The 24,050-nt window shown below is 42.1% G+C and carries 19 protein-coding genes; 5 read left to right on the top strand and 14 right to left on the bottom strand.

Annotation, left to right across the window (positions count from 1 at the left end):
* Positions 1-6: 6 nt before the first annotated feature.
* From PP181_RS05605 to PP181_RS05585, 5 genes are all read right to left on the bottom strand, one after another.
* Entirely contained in the window at positions 7-4,461 is a 4,455-nt protein-coding gene (locus PP181_RS05605; RefSeq protein ID WP_272636298.1) for a Calx-beta domain-containing protein, read from the bottom strand.
* A gap of 153 nt (positions 4,462-4,614) precedes the next feature.
* Positions 4,615-5,499 carry an ACP S-malonyltransferase gene (fabD, locus tag PP181_RS05600; protein WP_272636297.1) on the bottom strand — a complete coding sequence of 295 codons (885 nt, stop codon included), beginning with the start codon at positions 5,497-5,499 and terminating at the stop codon, positions 4,615-4,617.
* 68 nt (positions 5,500-5,567) lie between these two features.
* Positions 5,568-6,083: a gamma carbonic anhydrase family protein gene (locus PP181_RS05595; RefSeq protein WP_272636296.1), complete on the bottom strand. Its 516-nt coding sequence runs from the start codon at positions 6,081-6,083 to the stop codon at positions 5,568-5,570.
* A 15-nt stretch (positions 6,084-6,098) separates the two neighbouring features.
* The gene (locus PP181_RS05590; RefSeq protein WP_154917134.1) at positions 6,099-6,830 is read right to left on the bottom strand and encodes a LytR/AlgR family response regulator transcription factor; all 732 of its coding nucleotides are present in this window, start codon (positions 6,828-6,830) and stop codon (positions 6,099-6,101) included.
* Positions 6,827-9,028, bottom strand: a complete 2,202-nt coding sequence (locus PP181_RS05585) for a histidine kinase (protein WP_272636295.1) — start codon at positions 9,026-9,028, stop codon at positions 6,827-6,829. Before PP181_RS05585 ends, PP181_RS05590 begins: the two co-directional genes overlap by 4 nt.
* A gap of 308 nt (positions 9,029-9,336) precedes the next feature.
* Here PP181_RS05585 and PP181_RS05580 point away from each other — a divergent pair, with 308 nt between their 5' ends.
* Entirely contained in the window at positions 9,337-10,512 is a 1,176-nt protein-coding gene (locus tag PP181_RS05580) for a vWA domain-containing protein (RefSeq protein WP_272636294.1), read from the top strand.
* 54 nt (positions 10,513-10,566) lie between these two features.
* On the opposite strand, the gene PP181_RS05575 is transcribed toward PP181_RS05580, so the two are convergent.
* Positions 10,567-11,595 (bottom strand): PorP/SprF family type IX secretion system membrane protein, encoded by a 1,029-nt coding sequence (locus PP181_RS05575; protein WP_272636293.1) that lies wholly within the window; start codon positions 11,593-11,595, stop codon positions 10,567-10,569.
* A gap of 215 nt (positions 11,596-11,810) precedes the next feature.
* On the opposite strand from PP181_RS05575, the gene PP181_RS05570 reads away from it, so the two are divergent.
* The 4 genes from PP181_RS05570 to PP181_RS05555 all read left to right on the top strand — a co-directional run bounded on the left by PP181_RS05570 (position 11,811) and on the right by PP181_RS05555 (position 14,942).
* Positions 11,811-12,719 (top strand): NifU family protein, encoded by a 909-nt coding sequence (locus PP181_RS05570; RefSeq protein ID WP_272636292.1) that lies wholly within the window; start codon positions 11,811-11,813, stop codon positions 12,717-12,719.
* Between the two features lie 70 nt (positions 12,720-12,789).
* Positions 12,790-12,990 (top strand): dodecin family protein, encoded by a 201-nt coding sequence (locus PP181_RS05565; protein ID WP_138258742.1) that lies wholly within the window; start codon positions 12,790-12,792, stop codon positions 12,988-12,990.
* A gap of 362 nt (positions 12,991-13,352) precedes the next feature.
* The gene (locus PP181_RS05560) at positions 13,353-14,177 is read left to right on the top strand and encodes a mechanosensitive ion channel family protein (RefSeq protein WP_272636291.1); all 825 of its coding nucleotides are present in this window, start codon (positions 13,353-13,355) and stop codon (positions 14,175-14,177) included.
* A 105-nt stretch (positions 14,178-14,282) separates the two neighbouring features.
* The gene (locus tag PP181_RS05555) at positions 14,283-14,942 is read left to right on the top strand and encodes a hypothetical protein (RefSeq protein WP_272636290.1); all 660 of its coding nucleotides are present in this window, start codon (positions 14,283-14,285) and stop codon (positions 14,940-14,942) included.
* A 10-nt stretch (positions 14,943-14,952) separates the two neighbouring features.
* On the opposite strand, the gene tsaB is transcribed toward PP181_RS05555, so the two are convergent.
* The 8 genes from tsaB to PP181_RS05515 form a co-directional block, all read right to left on the bottom strand.
* On the bottom strand, positions 14,953-15,630 hold the full coding sequence (gene tsaB, locus PP181_RS05550) for a tRNA (adenosine(37)-N6)-threonylcarbamoyltransferase complex dimerization subunit type 1 TsaB (RefSeq protein ID WP_272636289.1): 678 nt from the start codon (positions 15,628-15,630) through the stop codon (positions 14,953-14,955).
* 75 nt (positions 15,631-15,705) lie between these two features.
* Positions 15,706-17,073, bottom strand: a complete 1,368-nt coding sequence (locus tag PP181_RS05545; protein WP_272636288.1) for a TolC family protein — start codon at positions 17,071-17,073, stop codon at positions 15,706-15,708.
* A gap of 29 nt (positions 17,074-17,102) precedes the next feature.
* Positions 17,103-18,239, bottom strand: coding sequence for an efflux RND transporter periplasmic adaptor subunit (locus tag PP181_RS05540; protein WP_272636287.1), 1,137 nt, complete (start codon positions 18,237-18,239; stop codon positions 17,103-17,105).
* Between the two features lie 25 nt (positions 18,240-18,264).
* Positions 18,265-19,527, bottom strand: a complete 1,263-nt coding sequence (locus PP181_RS05535) for an ABC transporter permease (RefSeq protein WP_154917142.1) — start codon at positions 19,525-19,527, stop codon at positions 18,265-18,267.
* Between the two features lies 1 nt (position 19,528).
* Positions 19,529-20,758, bottom strand: coding sequence for an ABC transporter permease (locus tag PP181_RS05530; RefSeq protein ID WP_272636286.1), 1,230 nt, complete (start codon positions 20,756-20,758; stop codon positions 19,529-19,531).
* Positions 20,751-21,452, bottom strand: a complete 702-nt coding sequence (locus PP181_RS05525; RefSeq protein ID WP_138258750.1) for an ABC transporter ATP-binding protein — start codon at positions 21,450-21,452, stop codon at positions 20,751-20,753. The genes PP181_RS05530 and PP181_RS05525 overlap by 8 nt, the downstream gene beginning before the upstream one ends.
* Before the next feature lie 99 nt (positions 21,453-21,551).
* Positions 21,552-22,667, bottom strand: coding sequence for an efflux RND transporter periplasmic adaptor subunit (locus PP181_RS05520; RefSeq protein ID WP_154917143.1), 1,116 nt, complete (start codon positions 22,665-22,667; stop codon positions 21,552-21,554).
* A 112-nt stretch (positions 22,668-22,779) separates the two neighbouring features.
* Positions 22,780-24,036, bottom strand: a complete 1,257-nt coding sequence (locus PP181_RS05515; RefSeq protein WP_154917144.1) for an ABC transporter permease — start codon at positions 24,034-24,036, stop codon at positions 22,780-22,782.
* Between the last annotated feature and the right edge of the window lie 14 nt (positions 24,037-24,050).

Here is a 24,050-nt window from a genome sequence, read left to right as displayed (position 1 = left end):
TGCAATCTATCTAATTAATTGGATCCAACCTTTGTCCGTCTTACTTTCCATGGGACCAAGGGCATCCAACAAAGTATATTCCAGTACGTAGAAATATGTCCCCTTGGGCACTTCCTTGCCCTTGAAAGTTCCGTCCCATACATCCGCAACGGATTGGCTTCCATTTTGTACTGTATCCGCCCCCTCAAAAACCGTATTTCCATACCTGTCCACAATCGAAATGGCATATTGGATTCCCACCAGGTTGTTGTCTGCATCCTCTAGGTTTAGTCGTAAAACATCGTTGGTTCCATCTCCATTGGGTGAAAACTGATTGAATAGGAAACCGGGGTCAGCGGATGTCCGTTCGTTTATGGTAATTTCTATCGTACTTTGATTGTTGGTGGCATCCTTACTGTCCCTGGGCGACGAACGGTCAATGATGGCCGTATTCCTGAAACTTCCCACAGCGGTAACCCTACCCGTAATTTGCAGCTCAACAGCATTTTCCTCACCGGCCAGTAATGAAGGTATTGTCCAAATACCAGTTTCTTCAGTGTAAACACCGATGCTTGCACTACTAAATTCATATTCAAAAAGGGACTCTTTCCCTACCTCGATACTATCGCGTACTATAATATTTTCAATGGATTCCGCAAAGTCCGATGCATTGGTAAGATTGGTTACCTTGATGGTGAACGTAATCTGTTCTCCCACCAAAGGTGTTTCATTGTTCACTGACTTTTCTATGTCCAAATCTATGCCTTTGTATACTTGTGTTTCTATTGAAAGGATTGCCTTATCATTTTCAGGATTATCATCCAATGGCGTTGAAGTAATTAATTCCGCCATATTCGTGTAGCTTCCATCCTCCAGCACTATCGCTTTAATATCCAAAGTGGCTCTTCCCAATGCCGGTAAATTGACCATTGTCCATGTCCATGATTCGTCAAGTGGGCTATATTCTCCTAAAGACGTTGTATGGGACACATAGTCAAATCCCGTACCGGTCAAATCATCAACTATGATGACCTCATCCACTGGTTTATCTGTTAGGTTCCTTACCGTTATGGTAAACGTAATTTCTTCTCCCGGAGCTACATTTTCACGATCGGCTACTTTGGTAATTTCCAAATCAACTGGGCAGTCCGGGCTAGAATTATCGGGAATACATGGATTATCGTTGGCAGGATCCTGCTGATCATTGACACCATCACCATCAGAATCCAAGATATTGGAATCCAAGGCATCGATAATACCATCTCCGTCCTCATCCAAAGGATTTTGAATATCGGGACCAACTTCCTCCCCGTCCAAGATTCCATCCCCATCAGTATCTGGGTTATTTGGATCTAAATCAAGTGCAAATTCCTCACCTGTTAACAATCCGTCGTTATCATCGTCCACATTACAGTCGCTTACGGTAATTACCACATCTACGGAGATATCGGTACAAGGTGCCGTGGCCACATTGGTGGTATAGGTAAAGGTATAGGGGCCATTGGGAACGCCTTCAAAATCCACTTCGTTATCAGCATTTATGACCAAGGTATTTCCGTTTGCCGTCCATGTTCCAGCACTTGCACCTACCAATCTACTGTCCAAATCAACGACCGTATTACCAAAGGCGGCAACACTACAGGCGCCTCCATTCGCAACAATGGTACCCGTAGTAGGCTCATTACCTATGGTAGCAACCACCTCAACCCTTTCGGAAACGCATCCGTTGGAAACGGCTTCTACATAAAAACTGGTTGTCGATGAAATATTGGGGGTAGTGAAATTTTCACCGGCCCCAATAGGTGTAACCGCAGTTGGAGAAGTGTACCAGCTTAGGGAAGCTCCTCCACTGGCCTCAGCCGAAAGCTCTACTGTTCCGGGTCCACAAGCCTCACCATTGTTTGTTTGAATTATTTGAGGAATGATATTCAAGGTAAGTTGTACCTCAATCGTACCACTGGCACAGTCATCGGCAAAATTATTGGGCGTACCGTTATCGTCTAGGAAAAATCCAAAATAAGAACCTTCCAAAGTAGGATTGTCAACCTCGGCCGGTAATAAATAGGCATTCTCGTTTAACGGGTCATTACTGGTACTCCATACTAACCTTGTGGAACCTACCCGTCCGGCAGGGGGCGTTGTGCTTGTATAATCATCCAAACTAGAAATCGTTGTATTCTGAAAAATGGGTGTGGGTCCTGAGGTTGATTCCACGCCACAAAACGTTGTTTCCAAGCTTGTATCCAGTTCTGGTGCCGCCACACAATTATCATCGTCATTGATGGTTCCTATGGCCGTACCCCCATTTGTAAACTGAACTCCATTGGTAGGTGAACCCAATTGAACCGTAAAGGTTTCACTATCCTCCAATAGTTGATCATCTACTAAGGTCACTGTAATCGTTTCTACTTCACCGGCCGTACCTGTAAAGGACAAATTACCATCTGAGGCCGTGTAATCAACGCCACCCCCTGTTGCCGTACCATCAGAAATAGTATAAGAAACAGTGGTCCCCCCAGCTACCGCAATATCCAGTACAACCTCAAAAACCATCTCTCCTGAAGCGACATTCTCATTGGCCGTAACATCAGAAATGGTTAAGGTGGCTTGATCATTGTCAGCAATGTTTACCGTTGCAGATCTTGTCCCCGCCGTTCCCAAATCGTAATCCGGGGAACTATCGGTCAAAGTTAAAATTACGGTTTCGGTACCTTCCTGTATTTGATCATCTATTGGTGTTATGGAAACTGTTCTAAATTGTTGTCCGTTAGGTATGCTTACGCTAGCACCTATATTGGCATAATCCGTTCCATTAGTTGCCGTTCCCGTAATATTGTAGGTAACGACAATAGGTCCGCCGGTAGTATTCGGCGACCCCAAGTCTATGGTAAAAAGTCCGGTTGCCGTGGCAGGAGTGTTTTCTGCAGCAGTGGCATCCGTTGCAGTAATGGTTGCCGTAAAAATATCATCGTCCAATATGGTTACGATAGCCGAATTAGGGGTGCCTATGGCATAGGCCGATGAACTGACCGCACCCAAATTGAGTACTACCGTTTCATCCCCTTCCACTGCAGTATCATTTATTGGGGTTATATTAATGTCTATGGAATCATCGTTGTTTCCAAAAACAGCCGTACCAGCTCCACTATCATTGAAATCCTGCCCCGGCCCAGAAGCCGTTGCAGTTCCACCAAATGAGTATGTTACTGTGATATCACCACCCGTGGTATTGGGTTGACTGAGGTTTATCTGAAATCTTCCTCTATTACTTCCGCCTCCACCTTCTTCGTTTGTGGTCTCTCTACCAGATTCTGTCACCACCGTAACTTGACCCACATCGTCATTTAGAATGGTACCTATTGCGGTATCCGAATCATCCACTAAAGGATCGGATGCCGCTAGAGTCACTATAAAGGTTTCGTCATTTTCAAGAACATTGTCGTTGGTAGAGAGGACATTAAATTGTCGTTGCTCACCTACATTCCCAAGGAAGTTTAAAGTCTGTGTTTCACTATCATAATCCTCTGGGAAATTTAAAGGGAAATTTCCTCCTGTTGCGGTTCCACCGCCAAAATTCACATCAACCTCAAAAGGATTCGGGACCGCTAGATTTAAAGTGACAGTAAATTGCATGGAAGCACCTTCTTGGACGCTCCTGTTCTCAATAGTTAATGTTGCTACATCATCATCATTATTGGTGACGGTTATCTGGGCTACATCAGCTCCTCCTAGAGCATCATAATTGGGATCTGGAGAAGTTACGTTACCAGTATTGATGGTTGTAATAATATTCCCGTCCACAATTGCATCATCCAATCCGGTTATAGTCAAATCAACGCCAGTGTTCCATTGTGCTGGTGGAATGACCACACTTGCTGGCCCAGAGTTCTCGGTAACATCATAATTATTTATGGGTATGGTAACACTTGCAGTTGGTTGGCTTGTTAGCGTGAATGTAAAAGTTGCAGTGCCACCAGCTTCTGTGGTAGTTCCAATAGTAGGAGTAACATTTACACCGGCAACATCATCATCAGCAATGTTGACTGTTGCGCTGCCCGATGAAACAGTTAATCCAGGACTACTTGTAATGTTTACTACCACACTTTCTAATGATTCAATAAAATTGTCATCTATAACTTCAACATCGATGGTCGCCTGTGTGCCAAAAAGGGGAGTAATAGTTACCGTATTGGAGGATAGATTAAAATCATCATTCTCTGTTGCGGTACTACTTACATCCAAAGCTAAACTAATGGTGTAGGTAGTTAATAGGTCTCCTCCAACAACAGTAACCGTGAACTGTCCATCCACAGGACCATCCTCATCTGCATTTGGTTCTGTAGCAGATATTGAAACCGATTGCCCGTACACATCCCCACCAATCAAACCGAGAGTGAAGAAGAGTACTACAAAAAAGACCGTCTTAGCAAAGGAAAGTTTTGGGACTTTACGTAAAGTGCGGAGGTTATTATTCAAGTTCATAGCGTTACTTTTAAAACATTGGACAGTGTTCCAATAATGCCCAATACGACAAAAACAGAAGCCAATAATACCAAAAAAATGCTCCTAAACCCTTAATTAACAGATTAAAAAGCTATTTTCTTGATAAACTACCTTTTTTAAGGTCAATGCGTTCTAATCCAACTCTGGGGATAGGGTCTCTGCCGAAGCATCTATCTTCTTGACCAATCCCTGAAGTACCTTTCCCGGTCCGATTTCCGTAAAGATCGTTGCACCATCGGCAATCATCTGTTGCACGCTTTGGGTCCACTTTACGGGAGCCGTCAGTTGGGAAATCAGGTTTTTTTTGATTTCATCGGCATCGTTTACCGCAGTGGTCGTTACATTCTGATAGATAGGGCAACCTGGAGCGGCAAAATTGGTTTCTTCTATGGCGCTTGCCAACTCTTCCCTGGCAGGTTCCATCAATGGTGAATGAAAAGCTCCGCCCACGGGCAGGACAAGGGCCCTTCTGGCACCAGCCTCCTTCAATTTTTCACAAGCGCGGTTCACAGCTTCCACTTCCCCTGAAATAACCAATTGCCCTGGGCAGTTGTAATTCGCAGCGACCACGATTCCCGGTGTTTCCGTGCAGATTTTTTCAACGGTCGCATCGTCCAATCCCAACACGGCGGCCATTGTACTGGGCTGTATCTCACAGGCCCGTTGCATGGCCAAAGCCCGCTTAGATACCAATTGAAGCCCGTCCTCAAAAGTAAGGGTGCCGTTGGCCACTAAGGCACTGAATTCCCCAAGGGAGTGCCCCGCAACCATATCGGGCTTAAAGATGTTGCCCATCACCTTGCTTAAAATAACGGAATGCAGAAAAATAGCAGGCTGTGTGATCTTGGTTTCCTTCAAGCCTTCAGCAGTTCCATGGAACATGGTTTCGGTAATTTCAAAACCAAGTATTTCGTTAGCGGCATGAAACATATCTTTAGCGACGGGATACTTTTCGTATAAATCCAATCCCATACCCACAAACTGTGCGCCCTGTCCGGGAAAAATGTAAGCGTTCATCGTTTTAAATTTAGGTTGGGCAAAAGTAATGATAATCGTCTAAAGGTACATTCAGTTGGTCAATCAAGTCAATTATTTTCCTTAAACCAGCCGGAGTACAGTATGTAGGCTTCAGCGATTCTATTGATTTCCCCGGCGCTCAACTCCGGACTAATATCCTTGATCTTCTTTGCGGGCATCCCAGCAAAAACACTACCGGATGAAATATGTGTCCCCTTCGTCACCACGGCACCAGCAGCAATGATACAGTTGCTCTCCACAACACAATCGTCCATGACGATGCTTCCCATCCCGATCAGCACATTATCCTTAATGGTACAGCCATGTACAATGGCGTTATGCCCAATGGAAACATTGTTTCCGATAGTTGTTGGCGATTTTTGATAGGTACAATGAATGACCGCTCCATCCTGCACATTTACCTTATCCCCGATTTTTATAAAATGTACATCTCCCCGTATAACGGCATTGAACCAAACGCTGCATTGATTTCCCATGGTGACATCGCCCACGATCGTCGCGTTTTCGGCAATAAAACAATCCTCTCCTATTTCTGGGTGTTTTCCATTAACCTCTTTGATCATAGTCTTCTTTTTATTTTAGTCAAAATAGGACAATAAATCCTTTTTTTTGGAGGCTGAGACCAATAATTCCTTTCCATTTGACAATACCACGCTACCGCCCTTTCCCTTCTTATATTTCACCACTTCAGTCACATTGACCAAATAGGATTTGTGGATTCTTGCAAAATGGAATTCGACCAAGGCATCCTCAAAATATTTGAGTGTTTTGCTCACCAAGATCTTTTTAGTTTCCAAATAGATTTCCGTGTAGTTATCATCGGCCTTACAATATAGGATTTCTTCCACATTGAGTACCTGAAAACCATCCTGTTGGGGAAGTGTCAGTTTTCCTTGGATACTTTTAGCATTTGTATTCAACACCTTTTCCTGCAAACGATTTTCCTTGGTTTTTACTTCCTGTACATAGTCCACCGCCTTGACCAGCTCATCAATATTTATAGGCTTGGTAAGGTAGTAGGCCGCATGGTGGTTTAAGGCATCTTTGGCATAATGGTCATAGGCCGTCACGAATACGGTCTCAAAACTGCGGTCCGGAACTTGGTCCAAAAGGTCAAAGGCATTGCCAAAGGGCATTTCTACATCCAAAAAGACCAGGTCCAAATCATTGTTTTTGATCAGTTCCAAACCTTCCTTTATGGAGGCCGCCATGCCCACAAGGTTGACATCCGGACAATATTTATGTATATAATTGCCAAGGATCTCCCTGCTATTGGCCTCGTCCTCTACTAAAATTGCGTTTAAGGTCATTTGTCTTTCTTTAAGGTAAACAGTACTTGGGTACCCTCACCGTTCGTTTTTAAATTGGAAATGGAAACCGACACCTTATCGCCGTACATATCGTTCAAAATGGCGATTCGTTGTTTTATATTTCCCATTCCCGTGGATTTCTGCTTCCGTTGGTTGACAGTTTTAAGTTCGGCTGATTTTGTCCTGCCGATACCATCATCGGACACCAAAATTTCCAATTCCTTTTCATTTTTTGCCTGGACCTTCACTTCCAATCGGCCCTTTTCTTCCTTATACCTGAGTCCGTGCCAAATCGCATTTTCTATATACGGCTGGAGTAACATGGGCGGAATCTGAAACGTGGAAACATCCAGGTTTTCATCGACTTGAAGTACATAATCGAATTTATCCGGAAAGCGTGAATGTTCCAATTTTATATACAGTTCCAAAAGTTCCAACTCCTTGGTCAAAGGAATAAAATCCTCCTCTGAATTCTCAAGCACGGACCGCATCAGTCTTGAGAAATCGCTTAAATACCGATTCGCACTTCGCTCATCGCTCTTGGAAATATAATTGTTGACGGAATTCAAGGCGTTGAAGATAAAATGCGGGTTCATCTGGGACCGTAAGGATTTTAAGGCCAGTAGATTGTTGGCAAACTTTTGTTGTTGGTTGCTCCGGTAAAAAAAGAACGCCGCCAAACCAGTAAGCAATAATCCGAATATCAGGGAATAAATAATGTATCGTTGCCGCTTGTAACTTTCCTCGGCCAATTCCTGTTCCGTCAAGGCCAATTCATATTTACTTTGTGACAGTTCCCGCTCCTGTTCCAAGCCGATAATCCTACTCTGGGTAACGGCAATTTCCCTATTGAACCGGGCCGCCCTGGAAATTTCCTGTTCCTTCCGTATGTACAAGGTATCCACAAGGGCCACATAGTCCTGATAGGTTTCTAGGGCCCTGTTGTACTCGCCTTTGAATTCATATACTTCGGATAGTTTCCTCGTGGCATCTTTTTGCACGACTAGGTCGTTATCCGAATCCGCCTGAACGATACTCTTCTTCAGATAGGGTATCGCCTCCTCGTATTTGTCCTGCGCGATGTAGGCGTTCGCAATCTTGTAATTGATGCGCTGGCTTGTTATGGTATCCCCCAAATCCTCTGTGCCATCAACTTCTGGGGTGTTCAGCTTGCCCAAGGCCTCCAAACTATTCTTTCTGATGGCTATTTCCTCTTTATACTCGTTCCTTTTGTTGTAGAAATCAGCCACTTTTTCACGCTCCTGCAGTACCCTTTTTGGGGCCATTTTACTGGCCAGCTCAACGGAGTTACCATAATAGACCTCGGCCTCCATTACCTTATTATCCCGCGCATAGGCATCGGCGATTTTGGAATTTAAATCGGCCATCTTGGGGGTAATCTGGTTCTGGGAGGCCACCTTTAAACCCTCATTGTAATAGTCGACCGCCAATGGAATATTGCCGGTTCCTTTCTTAATATCCCCAAAGATCTCATAGAGTTCCACACGCTGATAGGGAACCATATTTTTGAGTCTCTCAAGCGGTTTCAACACTGCTTCGGCCGCATCAAATTGATCGGTGATTTCATAGGTCCTTGCCAACATCAAGGACGTGGCTATGGTTTTATTGGCCTTTAAGGCGTCCTCAAAATTATCGATAGCCAAATCATATTGTTTATGATGTAAATAGATTTCCCCCAATTTGGTCAGGGATTTTGCCAGTTGGTCCTTATCGCCATCGGTGCCCAAAACCTCCAAGCTTTGGGCCACAAAATCTATACTTTTGGCAATATCCGTTTTTTTATAGAATTCCGCGGAATCCAAAAAGGACTGGTTGCTCAGGACCCTATTTCTGGATATTGAGGACCTACTTAGGGCATTATCCTTTTTACTTTCTTCAACTACCTCTAGTTTGATATCATCCCTGCTAGTCACTCGATGCCTAACAGTCTCAAAACTGGGATGTTCCAAAATCAACCGCTCACCAATGGATACGGAAATCCTGAATTCCCCAAGACCATTGGTATACGTAAACTGCCCGGAGCTTGTGGATACGGATACACCCTGAATGGGTTTATGGGAATTTTGGGATTCCACCAAGCCCCTGAGCACAAATTTTGGGGTTCCGTTGTTTTGGGCCAAGCCCAAAACGCTCACGAAAAGAAACGGAATGATTATATGTAAAAGGGATGCCCGCATCTATTTTTTTACTGATCACATGACTGTAAACTTAGATGATTCCTAGCACACTAAAAAATGTGGATTTTAGGTAATTACCTGAATTTCCACCCTGCTTTCCCACGTTACTAAAGGAAAGGATTGGTTACCTCATCCAAAAGGCACGTTCCCTAAAAACGGTTATGTATACAAAAAGTTTCAATCTAGGTTTACAGCATAATCAAATCAATAAAACGATGAAACCCTCATTGAGGGATTTGATATAGTAAGTTAATACCTCAACAAAAGAAACTATTTAAAAATCAAGCTTTTAATTTAATTTAAAACGTATGAAAAAATATCAAAAAATATTGGCCCTAGGTTTTACGGTACTATCCATGACGGTAAGCTACGGATGTAAAAACAAACCGAAAAAGGAAAAACAGATCCTTTTGGCGGAAAGGGTCGAACCTCTAAAAAAATCAAACAAGCGGACGGTTAAGATTGCCCTTTTATTGGATACCAGTAACAGTATGGACGGATTGATAAACCAGGCGAAATCCCAATTATGGGACATCGTCAACGAATTCACTAGGGCCAAGTGCGGAAATGAAACCAGACCGGAACTTGAAATCGCTTTGTACCAATATGGCAATGACGCGCTTTCCTATAGGGAAGGTTACATACAGCAAGTACTGAATTTTAGCAGTGACCTGGACGAGATATCAGAAAAACTATTTTCATTAACCACCAATGGAGGCGAGGAATATTGTGGCGAGGTTATCCAAACCTCCTTAAAACAATTGGAATGGGGCAAAGACCCTGATAACCTGAGAATGATATTCATTGCTGGCAACGAACCCTTTACCCAAGGAAGACTCCATTACAAGGATGCCCTAACCAATGCCAAAGAGCATGATGTTATCGTAAACACCATATTTTGTGGAAACTACGAACAGGGCATTGAAACGGAATGGAAAAAAGGGGCCCAACTGACAGGTGGAGAATATATGGCCATAGACCATAATAGGGAAATAGTCCATATCAACACACCGTACGACGACATCATCATCAAATTGAATTCAAGATTGAACAAAACGTATATTTCATACGGTGCCATGGCCGGCGAATATGAGGAAAACCAAGCCTTACAGGATGAAAACGCCATGAGTGTAGGATACGGTGTAGCGATCAAGCGAGCCGTTAGCAAAAGCTCCCGACTTTACAATAATAAATCATGGGATTTGGTGGATGCATCGGCCGATGCAGATTTTGAATTAAAGGAAATGGACCGAAAAAGCTTGCCCGAGGAACTAAAAGGAAAATCAGATGAAGAAATTATATCCTACGTTGATGAAAAACGCAAGGAAAGGGAACGTATACAGGCCGAAATTGCGGAACTAAATAGTAAAAGGGAACGTTATATCCGCGAAAATCAAAAGGAAAACACCCAAGGGGAACTGGAAAGTGCTATGCTCAAGGCTATCAAGAAACAAGCGGCCCAAAAGAACTACACATGGGATTAGCTTAAACGAAAATCGGATTTATTCGGGTCTTTTACGAAGGTAAAAGGCCCTTTTTTAATTCGCGGCGGGACAGTAACAATCGTACCTTTTTTCGGGCTTGCAAAAATCGAAACCTAAGGTTATCTGGTGAAAGCCCCCATTATCAAAACGTATATCGCCCATCTGGTACGAGTAATTATAGGAGATCATAAATTTATTGAAATTTGCCCCCACGATTGGCGTAATCAATTGAAGGCGTTGCTCCCCAAAACTGGTTGCCGTTTGAAACTGTGCACCATCAAAACTCCTTCTGTAGGAAACACCGCCCCAAATCCGACCAAAATCAACATCCTTGTAAAGCTTCGCATTAATGTCCACGGTCTTTTCCTTGGTGAAATCCGTCAATTGAAAAAGCACGGAGGGTTCAAATTGCCATTCGCTTCTGCCAAATACATATCCAGCCGAAATGAGATATCTCCTAAGATTATCCACCCTGGGAACCGTTAAATTATCCGGGTCATCAGCTCGATTTATCCTATATAAGTTTCGCCTCGTAGAAAGTGCATTCAATACGGCAAAATGCGTATAAAACTCCTGATAGGCATAGGACATTCCAAAATCCACATTGAAATAGGTCTCATTGAGCTTAATCCCTGAAATAGCAGGATCAAATGCTACGGAACGAAATTCCGTTTCATCCAAACTACTTTGAAGCACCGTTCCACTCAAACCAAAGGAAAGCTGGTTCAAGACCCGCACATCGTCACCACCCATGCGCAAATGATGGGCGTAGGTTCCTTTGAATCCAGTTTGGGAATGGTAGCCATTGGCATCGTTAAAAATGATGGCCCCTAAACCGCTGGGGGAGTCTCCCAACCTAAAGTGCCCGTTTAAGGTCTGTAAGTTTGGGGCATCATCCACATCAAACCATTGCTGTCTCGCCGTAGCCCTGATTTGGCCGCATTCCGTAAAACCCGCCATGGATGGAAATACCAGATAATAATTATCCGCCAAATAATCAAAATATACGGGAATCCCTTCTTGACCATTGGATTTTAATCCAAATAATAGGAAGGAGAACAACAGGAACAATTTACATCTCATGTCAAGAATTTGGGGTAAAAGTGTACATGACACTAAATATAATGGTTAACGGTACAAACAGTACATTATTATGTAGGTATAAACTTAGAATTCCTTCGTATTTTTGAAACCCGCATCGAGGGATTTGGTATGGTTAGCTAAATACTATAACAAAAGGTAATTACTAATTATCAGATTATTGACATCCATTTAAACGTATTATAAAATTGGAACACATGAAAGAGTACAATATAACGGTCGTAAAAACCAAGAATCCTGCCATATTGAAGTTTGAATCCAACCACATGTTGGTCAAACGGCAAAACTATGAATTCAAAAATATAGACGAGGCCAAAAATTCCCCATTGGCACAACAACTTTTTTACCTACCCTTTATCAAAACGGTATACATTTCAGGAAATTTCGTTGGTATGGAACGGTACGATATTGTCGATTGGGAGGATGTTAAGGACGAAGTGGCACAGCAGTTAGTGGAATACCTAAATGCCGGGGAGCCCGTAGTAATTGAAGCCGAAACCGATAAGCCCATTGCCGTGACCGTGTACGCTGAGGTTACTCCGAATCCCGCAACCATGAAATTTGTGGCCAGTAAAAAGATCGTAGGTTCTTTGTTCGAGTTCAAGAATATAGATGAAGCTAAACACTCTCCTTTGGCCACACAGTTGTTTCAATTTCCATTTGTAAAACAAGTTTTTATCGATGACAACTATGTATCCGTGACCAAATACGAAGTTGCCGAATGGGACGATATAACAATAGAGCTAAGGGAACTTATTAGAAACTTTATAGCGGAAGGCAGGGATATTGTAACCACAAATGCTGAACCCATACAAGGAAAGCAAGCAACGGACTCTACCCAAAATATCATAAAAGATGAATTGGACGATACCTCGTTGGAAATCATCGATATTTTGGAGGAATATGTAAAACCTGCAGTTGCCAGTGACGGAGGGAATATCTTGTTCAAGTCCTATGAGCCCAACAGCCGTACCGTAAACGTTATTTTACAAGGAGCCTGCAGCGGTTGCCCATCCTCGACCTATACCCTGAAAAACGGCATCGAGACCATGTTGAAAAACATGATGGGCGATAGGGTCAACGAGGTTGTCGCCTTGAACGGGTAAATAATGCCCGTATTAGTCGTATTTCCAACTTAGATTCCGTAACTTCAAGGAGATCTAAAAAACACTAATTATGGCAGTTTTAAAAGTTATAGAAGTATTGGCTAATTCCGATAAAAGTTGGGAAGACGCCGCAAAAAATGCAGTGGCCCAAGCCTCAAAATCGGTTAAGAACATTCGTTCGGTATATATTAACGAACAAAGTGCAACCGTAGAGGATGGAAAAATGGTAACCTACAGGGTAAATGTAAAGATCACCTTTGAGGTGCAATAAGTTTTTTGCATTTGACCGATATTGAAGAGGCTGTTTAAAAAGTAGTTCTGAATGTCATATTGAGGGTGTCGAATTATTATAACATACTGATAATAAAAAATCGGTTTCGATGCCCAACCTGATAACTATCCCAAATAAGACATTTTAGACAGCCTCTTTTTGTTTATAATTGACAATCATCGAATCTCTGTGAATAAAAAGACTGTTCAAAATTTCCACTTTCAGAATTGCATTTGACTCAAAAAGAACAACCTTTGACTCGTCTGGTTTAAAACCAACCGCCTTAACATTAGTTTAATGAAATAATTTTGATTGGACTGTTCCAAATTTTTAAGTTGTCGCCAAAACTATTTAAAACAACTATGGAACAATTCACCAACTATCAAGAACATCTGGATAATGCTATAAAATGGTTCTGGGACGCACTCCCCAATTTGATTGCCGCCATCATTCTCTTGTTTGTAGGAATCTATGCGATACGATTTACGAACAAGATGGTCCGCAAATTTTTTGCAAAAAAAGATTATGATCAATCTCTGGAATCTTTTCTTCAGAGTTTAATATCCATTGCCCTAAAGATTCTACTTTTTGTAGTGATTATCACCCAACTCGGTGTGCAATCCTCATCTTTGGTCGCCATCATTGGTGCTGCCGGTTTGGCCATTGGTCTTGCACTACAAGGGTCCCTTGCCAATTTTGCAGGTGGAGTACTTATCTTGTTGTTCAAGCCCTTTAAAGTGGGGGACTTTATTTCCGCACAAGGAGTTGATGGCACGGTGAAGGAGATATCGATTTTTACTACCAAGCTAAAGACTTTTGGAAACCAGGTTGCAATTGTGCCAAACGGTCAATTATCGAACAACAACATCATAAATTATAATGCCGAGGACACCCGAAGGGACAAAATAGACGTAGGTATTGGTTATGGTTCCAACATCAAAAAAGCCAAGGATATACTTTTGGCAATTTGTATAGAAACCGATACGATTTTAAAAGATCCCGCACCTGAAGTATACGTTGGGGAACTAGCTGATAGTTCTGTCAATTTAACACTCCGTTTCTGGGCCAATAATGACGTTTTCTGGAAGGCACATTTCCATGTGATGGAAGAAATAAAACACCGGTTCGATGCGGAAGGTATAGAAATTCCATTTCCACAAAGGGTTGTTCACGGAACCTCTTCATAAACCATCTAAATCTATTTTAAGGAATTTTAGAAACAGGACAAAAAGTTGATACTTGAAAAATAATTAACTATCTTTCTTAAAATGAATAAGTTATATTTTTTATTTATGTTTTTTTTGTCCTTAGGATATGGACAGGTGATTGGTAATGGTGATGGTATTACTACTGATGTTCAAGTGGGTATTGTTTACAGGGAAGTACCTATTGAAGGTAGCGCCTACATAAATGATATATATAAAAACGGAAAAATTTACATTAACGGCGTTGTGAGATCAGAGGCCTTAATGCGATTCGATGCGGTAAACGAGGCAATTGAAATTCTAAATGAAAATGGTAAGCCAAGAAAACTTTTTCGACAAAATAATATAAAGGTCACCTTTGATAATTTGATATATGAAGTAGATGAATATATGGAAGGTGAGAAAACGAAAATGGCCTATTTCAATACTTTGAACAGTGGTGACGTCAAACTTTTATTTAGGCCAAAAAAGGTATTTTTACAAGCTGAAAACCCTGATAACGGCTACGATAGTTTCTCCCCACCTAAATACGAGGATGTTTCTTCTTACTACCTTAAATTCGGGAATAATCCGGCAGAATGCATAAATCTATCCAAAAGAGCTATAATAAAGGCGCTAGGGCAATACGAAAAAACTTTGAAAGATTATATTTCGACACAGGAACTAAATCTTAGAAATCAAAAGGATGCCATTCAATTGATTCAATTTTTCAATACCCTTAAAAGTGATTTAAAACCAGAACTTTAAAACGGTATTTTTATTGTTTTTTAGTCGATGTTGTCAAAAAATCCTTTAAATAATAGGGTTCAAAATACGCAACGTCCTCAAATTCAAATTTCTTATACTTTTCATAAGTTAGTTTTGCCATTTCCTTAGCTGATGGAACAGCATCCATATAAAATTCGGCATTGACATTGGGTAGTGTTTGCTTTATTTTTTCAGCACCGGAACCAATAAAATGGATTTTACTTTTTGAAAGATAGTCTTGGAAGGATTCCAAATCTACAATTTCAGCCTGTGTGTCCCTTATTTGGTTCAAATCCGCATCGAATACTACTGAATAGACCTCCATTCTTCTGGCATCCAAAACCGGGACGATACAATCCCCCTTGGATACATCCAGTTGGCCAGCCAAGCTTTTTAAGGTTGCAATGGAAATCAGGGGAATATCAAGGGCAAAACAAAGCCCCTTGGCCGCTGAAACACCAATTCTAAGGCCTGTATAGGAACCAGGACCCATACTCACGGCAACGGCATCCAAATCACTCATTTCGTATCCGGACTCATCCATGCTTTCTTTAATGAAAACATGTAATTGTTCCGCATGGGAGTAGCTTGGTGTGTTGTTTTCCTTTATGGAAACCATTTCACCGTTTAAGGACAAACACACGGAACAGTTGGTAGTAGCCGTTTCCAAGTTTAAAATCAATGCCATTTGCCAAAGGTAGATAATAACCATAAAAAAACCTGCAATTCAATATTACAGGTTTTTTTATGATGGGTCAGTCTACTAGTTCAAGACAACTGGGAGCCCAAAATAAAATTCCAATATCTTAATCCTGAAAATATAGTCATATTTGGTCCGTATAACATCGGCTTCGGCATTGTCCACGCGGGCCTGCGCCTGACTATAATCGAAGGAATTCATAAGACCTACTTCAAAACGCTCCTTGGCGTATTCAAAGGCCAATCTTCTTGCCTCTAGGGTTTTCTCAGCAGCCTCATATGCCTTTGCGGAAGTTTTCACCGCAACGTAGGCTTGGTTAACCGTATTTTCAAGATCTAACTTATCCTGTTCAAATTGCAACTTTGCACGCTCCACATCTATTTTCGCCCTATTAATATTATTCCTAGTGCTAAATCCATTGAAAATAGGAACGCTCAGCTGTACACCGTAGGAAACGCCATCGAATATCCACAACTGATCCGTGAAATTGGGCGTAAAGAATTCGGGTGGGGATCCAGGTGGAAGACCGGCAACGGGTAATTGAGCAACATCTGAATATCTAGTTCCATAATTGGCAAATGCGTCTATAGTGGGCAATAAAGCACCTTTCCGAATTTGAAGGTCTTTTTCAGCTACTTCTACATTTGCTTTGGAGAATTTAATATCATTCCTAAATTCCAAGGCTTTTGCAAAGATGCTACTTGGTGAATTCGCTAATATTTCTGAAGGGGGTACTTCATACGACTCATCGGCCGTATCAAAATTTTCGTAATCCGTGATTTGCATTAATTGTGCCAAGGCAATTTTGGATATCAACACTTGTCCTTCAGCATTTACAATTTGTTGCTGCTGATTGGCCGCAGTGGCCTCAATATCCAAGAGATCTCCCATAGGCACTACGCCAGATTCCACCAATTCTTTGGTACGTTTTAAATCTTGCTCTGTTACCGCATATTGAGCCTGGGCTACCTTAAGACTTTCTTTGTTCGAAATTACCTGCAAGTAGTTATTTGCAACATTTAATCGAATGTCGTCCTTTAAATCTTCCAATCGATACTGATTGGCAATGGTATTCAATTTAGATCTGTTCATTTGATGCACGTCCCTCATACCATTAAATAGATTTACACCCGTTGTGATACCGGCATTTACGTTATTTTGAGTGCTATTTGTCGGTAAGTTGGTTGTTGGATTAATAGAGAAACCAGTGTTACTTGAAAAAGAGGTATTGGCATTTAGGTTTGGCAGAAAATTTCCAAAAGCATCCTTTTCATTGATTTTCGCATTCTCCAAATCCAGTTCAAACTGCTCAACGGATAAGTTATTTTCCACTGCATAGGTGACACATTCTTCCAAGGTCCATTTTTTGTTTTGAGCCATGGAAGTACCTGCTACCAAAAGCAGTAGTAGTGTGGTTATCGTATACTTCATTTTTTGATTTTTATTTTGATTGATGATGATTATTCTGTTTCTGTTTCTTCCTCACCTTTCTTGATAGGCTCTGTTTTGTTCCAGTGTTTTACATTGTCATCCTTGGTCAATCCGGATATCACCTCCACATTCACCCCATCTGAAATACCGGTTTCTATATCCCTTCGCTCGAATTTTTGCTCTTCGGCGGAGCCTACCGCTACCTCTACATAAGGTTTATCGGTTTCCTTGTCAAATTGTAAAACCGCCTCTGGAATTACCAAAATACTATCCTTTTTCTCCAGTACGATGGAAGCATTGGCACTGTACCCTGCACGGATAAAGACATCGTCTTTCTCCTCTACATCGCCTTCTATCTTAAACTGTACGGCACCTGTCTCCTCAACACCCTTTGGTGCTATAAACTTCAATTTAGCATCCAACTCAACATCCTCAACGGCTCCCAAACTTATCTTCAAAGGTGTCCCAACTTGCAATTTTCCAACTTCTCCTTCATCTACCTTTCCTTCAAAAATCATCTTGCCCAGATCTGCAATCGATGCAATGGTTGTTCCATCATTAAAATTGTTACTTTGGATAACCTGATCTCCTTCTTCCACGGGAATTTCCAAAATAGTACCGTCCACGGTAGCCCTAATATTGGTATTGGCGGTGGATGATCCACCTGCAGAACCACGAAGGATTATCTGATAATCGTTTTGCGCATTTTCAAGTTCCAGTTTTGCCTGGTCATAAGTCAACTGGATGTTCTGGAAATCCTGTGCGGAAACCACACCTTTATCGAACAAGGTCTTGTTTCTGTTAAAATCGAGTTCTGCGTTGCCCAAAGCAACCTTCGCATTGTTTACCCTGCCACGTGCTTGGAACAGGGCTTGTTCGTTAGGAACGACCTTTATTAAGGCAATCAAATCGCCGGCCTTTACCTTGGCTCCTTCTTCCAGGTATATTTTCTCGATAATCCCTGATATTTGCGGTTTTATTTCAATTTCCTCTTCCGGAACAACCTTTCCGGTAGCCACCGTCTTTTTCTCAATACTGGAAATAAAAGGTTGGCTGGTATCATAGGTAATGGCAGATTTGCTATTCGATTTAATAAAGAACACCGCGGCCCAAAGTGCTCCCAGCACCAAAACTCCTATTAAAATATATTTTACGATTTTGTTCATTTTTAAGTGTTTATTTAAATGGTTGTTATTCTTCTCTTAATGCATCTATTGGTTTTATACTTACTGCCCGTTGCGCCGGTATCAATCCGATCAAGGTACCAAGGATTACCATGATCAACAGTGCCCCAAGCACATAAGGGATGGGTACTGTTGGATTTGTATATGGAAAATCCAAATCCTTGGTAAGGTTGTTTATGATGGACAATACACCTGCGCCCAGTATGATTCCCATAATTCCGGCTATCATAGTTAGAAAAACGGATTCGAGAATAATCTGGTTTCTGACTTCGGCAGGCGTCGCACCCAAGGCTCGCCTCACCCCCAATTCCTTGGTCCGCTCCTTTACGGATATCAATAATATATTTCCGATACCGATAACACCCGCAAGAATCGTTGCCAAACCAACAACCAAGCTCAAAAAGGTCATGCCCTTGGCAAACCCGGACACCCTTGCAAAGGCTTCACCCAAATTAAAGGAACCAAAGGCCCTTTCATCCTCTGGATTTACCCGATGGATATTTCTAAGCAAGGCCTTAACATCCTTCTCCACTTGAACCACATCCACATCATCGTAGGCCGCTATACAGAAATAATCCACATTTTCCCCGGTATTGTAAAGTTTTCTGAAGGTTGTAAAAGGAATAAAAATCGCAGCATCGCTATCAAAGCTTACGCCTTGAGAAAGTTTATGTATCCCTACAACCTGAAAATACACGTCCCCGATTCTTATGTACTGACCAATGGGCTCCTCATCCTTATCAAAAAGCTCCTGTACATTTCTTTCCCCTATTACACAGACCTTTCTGGCCTGGGCGATGTCCTCGTCATTAATAAACCTACCACCATCAAAAATCTGTTTGGTGGCAATTTTGGTATAGATGGGATAGTCGCCATTTACCGGATACGTTCCCGATTTTTGACCTCTGACCGTAAATACGGGTTCCGTTCCAAAATTGCCCAAATTGATCCTGGGTGCTATATAATTGATTTCCGGTATTCTATTTTCCAACATGGCCGCGTCACCCAATTTCAATTGCATGGGCCTGCCCGTTTTAAATCCTTCGTAGGGCATACTTGTATTCTGTCCCCATACGAACATACTGTTCATGGAAACACTTTCAAATACCTTTTCAAAACCATTGTCCATTCCTTTGGCGGCTCCTGACAAGGCTATATAGATAAATATGCCCCATAGAACCCCAATAATGGTAATGATGGTCCTGGTCTTGTTCTTACTGATAGAACCGAATATCTCTTGCCACGTATTTCTGTCGAAAATAAACTTCATATTATTCGTCCCTTAGTGCCACAATTGGTTTTATTCTTGCCGCCCTTCTAGCGGGTATATATCCGGCCAAACCTCCAAAGAAAATCAGGACAATGGTCGAAAATATCGCGGTTCCCATATTAATGAATGGATTTGTAATGAAATAATCCTCCAGGGTATCCCCCAAGGAACTTAACATGGCCACCCCTACAATCATCCCGAAAATACCCGAAATGGTAGTAATGAAAACCGACTCCAAAAGTATAGTACTTATAACGGATCTAGGGGTTGCGCCCAAGGCCTTACGAATACCTATTTCCTTGGTGCGTTCCTTGACCACAAACACCATAATGTTACTGATTCCAATTATCCCGGCAATGATAGTCCCAAATGCCACAAATGCAACGATGATTTGCAATACCCCGGCAAATTGTTGGTTCTGCTTCAACTGATCCGCAACATTTCTGATAAAGAAACCTCTTTCATCGTTTGGGTCAATGAATTTTTTCTCCCTCAAAAAGTCGCCTAACTTTCGCTCAAAAGTCATGGCCCCGGCATATCCTATTTCGGTTTTGAAGCCAATCACGATTTGGTCTACCTTATCTGTATTTTTTTCTATCAATTGTCTTGTAGTATAAGGTATGTATATCCTTCGTTCCTCATCGTCCCCAGCTTCATCCTGAAAAACCCCTATTACCTTAAAGGCACTCCCCGTAATATCAATATATTTTCCTAGCGCATTTTCATTTTTGAACAAATCTTGCTCCACCAACCTTCCTATCACTGCGTATTTGGCCTTTTCCTCTATGTCCACTCGATTGAGGTACCTACCTTTCATTATGACGGTCTTTTCCGCAAACTGGTAAGCATCACTCACACCCCGGGTCGTGTAATTGTTCGATTCGTTTTTATATTTTACCATACCGCTACGATCCACCCTGGGTGAAATATATTCCAAAAACAGCGGGAAAGACTCCTCAATATTGGCTAAATCGGTATTATCGAACTCTATTTGCCTGTTGGATTTATATCCTTTGTAGGGTTTTGAAGTTCTACCCGGAAACACAAAAAATGTGTTCGTGGCATCATCCTCAAAAAATTCGTTGAAGGTGTTTATAAGTCCGTTTCCAAAACCATAAAGAACAACGAATATCAAGATACCCAAGGCCACAGTAAACCCGGAAAGGAAGGTCCTTAACTTGTTTTTCTGAATGGTCTCGAATATTTCCTTCCAGTTGTCCCTACTAAACATATTGTTCGGCCCTTACCTGTTCCACCTTTTTATCCTCTACGATGACACCGTCCTTTAGATGCACGATTCGTTTGCACATATGGGCGATATCCTCCTCATGGGTCACCACCAAAATGGTATTGCCCTGATCGTTGATTTTCTGGATAAGGTCCATTACTTCATAAGAAGTCTTACTATCCAAAGCTCCTGTGGGCTCATCCGCCAAAAGCACCTTTGGTTCCGCGGCCATGGCCCTGGCAATGGCCACGCGCTGTTTCTGTCCACCAGAAAGCTCGCTTGGCAAGTGCGTCGCCCATTGTTTAAGGCCTACTTGTTCCAGATATTTCAATGCTTTCTCCTGACGTTCCTTCCTTCCTACCCTTTGGTAATACAGGGGTAGGGCCACATTCTCCGCAGCGCTTTTGTAGTTTATCAAGTTGAAGGACTGAAAGATAAACCCCAAGAACTTGTTTCTGTATTGGGCCGCTTTCGTCTCGTTCAAATTTTTGATGGGCACACCATCAAGGGTGTAGGTACCCTCGTCCAACTCGTCCAACATCCCAAGGATATTTAACAAGGTGGATTTTCCCGAACCCGACGATCCCATAATGGCGACCAATTCTCCTTCTTCGACTGAAAAATTGATTCCTTTGAGTACGTGCAGGGAGTTTTTGCCCATTTTATAGGACTTATGAAGATTTTTAATTTCAATCATGTTGGTTTTGGTTTTAGACCTTTAATCTAGTAAGATCTACTGGTTAGACTTACGTTCGCTGATTTTGTTACAGGAAAAAATAAAATATCTCCCCATTATTTAGTTTTGTGCCAGTTCATCCTTTTCTATTTCGTTCCAGACCTTGATTTTGGCATCCTCGGTGATACCGGACTTCACCTCCACGTAAATACCGTCACTGATCCCCAATTCAATATCCCTTCGTTCAAACTGTTGTTCACCCGTAGCAATTTCTACAAAAGGATTCTTGGTCTTATTATCAAACTGGACCAAGGCCTCCTTGATCGCCAAAACACTATCTGCCCTGGCCAAAATAATAGAGGCGTTTGCGCTTAGACCCGCTCTTATAAAGGTAGTATCCTGCTTGTTCAAGGTGCCTTTAATTTCAAATTGGATGGCCCCGTTCTCCTCCTTGCCTTTTGGTGCTATGTAATCCAAAACAGCATCGAACACTTGGTTTTCAATAGCGCCCACCGTAATTTCCAAGGGAAGGTCTTCTTTAATCTTTCCTACTTCGGATTCATCGACCTTTCCTTCAAAAATCATTTTCTCCACATCGGCAATCGCGGCAATCGTGGTTCCTTCGTTAAAATTGTTGCTCTCAATGACCTGATTCCCTTTCTCAACGGGTACGTCCAACACCATTCCCGTAACGGTAGACCGAATTAAGGTATTTGCCTCGTTCCCATATCCGCTGGCGGTACCCGTTTTGATGATGTCCAGCCGTTTCATGGCCGCATTGTAGGTTTGTTTAGCCTGGTCATGTGCCACCTCCGCACGTTCCAAGTCGGTTTTAGAAACTACGCCTTTTTCGAACAATGTTCGTTGTCTGTCCAGATTTCTTCGCTGATCGTCCAAGTCTATTTTTGCCCTATCGATGGCATCGCGGGCGTCGTTTACCGCACTTAAATTGGGCACTACCTTTATTTTGGCCAACAAATCGCCTGTCTTAACATAATCGCCACCTTCCACATATACTTCCTCGATTACGCCGGAGATATTTGGTTTTATAAGTACTTCTTCCAAAGGAAGTATACTCCCTGTGGCCATCGTTTTCCTAACGATCGTTTGCTTGGAAGGGGTATCCGTTTCATATACCACAGGATCTTCTGAATTCTTTTGATAAAGGTAGTACATGGCACCACCAAACAATACCACGATTAAAGCAAGTATACTAATTGTGACCGATTTCTTCATTTTGATTGGTTTTGTATTATTTATGATTGATGATTACAGGAAAGCCTGATTATTACAAATAGAATAACCGCTAAAATTCCTAAAATCAGTTTTAACTTTTTGTTCATTTTAATTATTCCGTCCTTAATGCTTCTATGGGCCTTACCTTAATGGCACTATTGGCCGGTAAAAAACCCGCCAACAATCCCGATACTACCAAAATCAATAAGGCACTTACCACCACGCCTAAACTAACACTTGGGTTTAAGAACATATCCACAGGTCCCACGGAGTCCAACAAAATATTTATGCCATAAATACTGAGCGCCCCAAAAATAATCCCTATCATTCCTGACATAATGGTCAAAAAAACCGATTCCATCAGTATTTGCAAACGTATGGACCATGGATTCTCCCCTAAAGCGCGTCTAATTCCAATTTCCTTGGTCCGTTCCTTGATGACGATCAACATAATGTTACTGACCCCGATAATTCCCGATATCAATACCAAAATTCCAACGAAATACGCCACAAACCTCAGGGCACCGAACAAACTCTGCACCCGATTGAACTGTTCGTACAGATCAAAAAAACCAATGGCCCGTTCATCTTTGGGATGTACCTTTCGACTTTGTTTTACGGTATTCACGATTTTCTCGGTGAGATTACTGATAGAGCTACCGTCTTTGGCCGTTATGGCCATCCACCCCACATTATCCGCACGGTTGAATGCTTGGGAAAAAGTTGTAAATGGCATAAAAATCTGGCGTTCACTGTTCTCGCCTCCCCCGTTGCTCGTTTTTTCCTTGTAGGTGCCAACGACCATAAAATTGATGCCACTGATTTTAAGATAGGTACCCAGCACTTCTTCATCCTCCTCATAAAGTTCATCCCGAATACGATTTCCTATAACCACGACCTTTCTTTTTTCCTTAATGTCATTATGGTTAAAGAAACGCCCGTGGGCAACGTACATGGGATTTTGCTCGATAATTTCTGGGTAATCACCAAAGACCCGATACCTCCCGGTCTCCGTTCCCCGTACTACATTATCTCCTTCCTCCAGACGTATGCTGTTTCGCGGGGATATAATGCGTAGTTCCGGAATGTTTTGACGGAGCAGTTCTACATCGCTCAGTTTAAAATTGAATGTGCGCCCTTCAGGTAGCCCGGCATAGGCCATGGAAGTCGTTTCGGTCCACATGAACATGGTGTTGGTGGCCACTCCGTTGAAGTCCTGCCGTATACCATTCTCCAGTCCTTTCCCGGCCGCCAATAATATAATGAGGATAAAGATACCCCAGCCCACACCAAAAGCCGTAGCAATGGTGCGTACCACATTACTGGACATTACCTCCAGAATTTCGTTCCAACGATCTTTATTGAACATAAATTCCCTGAATA

The sequence above is a fragment of the Maribacter sp. PR66 genome, from assembly GCF_028464205.1.
GTDB lineage: Bacteria > Bacteroidota > Bacteroidia > Flavobacteriales > Flavobacteriaceae > Maribacter > Maribacter flavus.
This window is presented reverse-complemented; position numbering and strand designations above follow the sequence as displayed.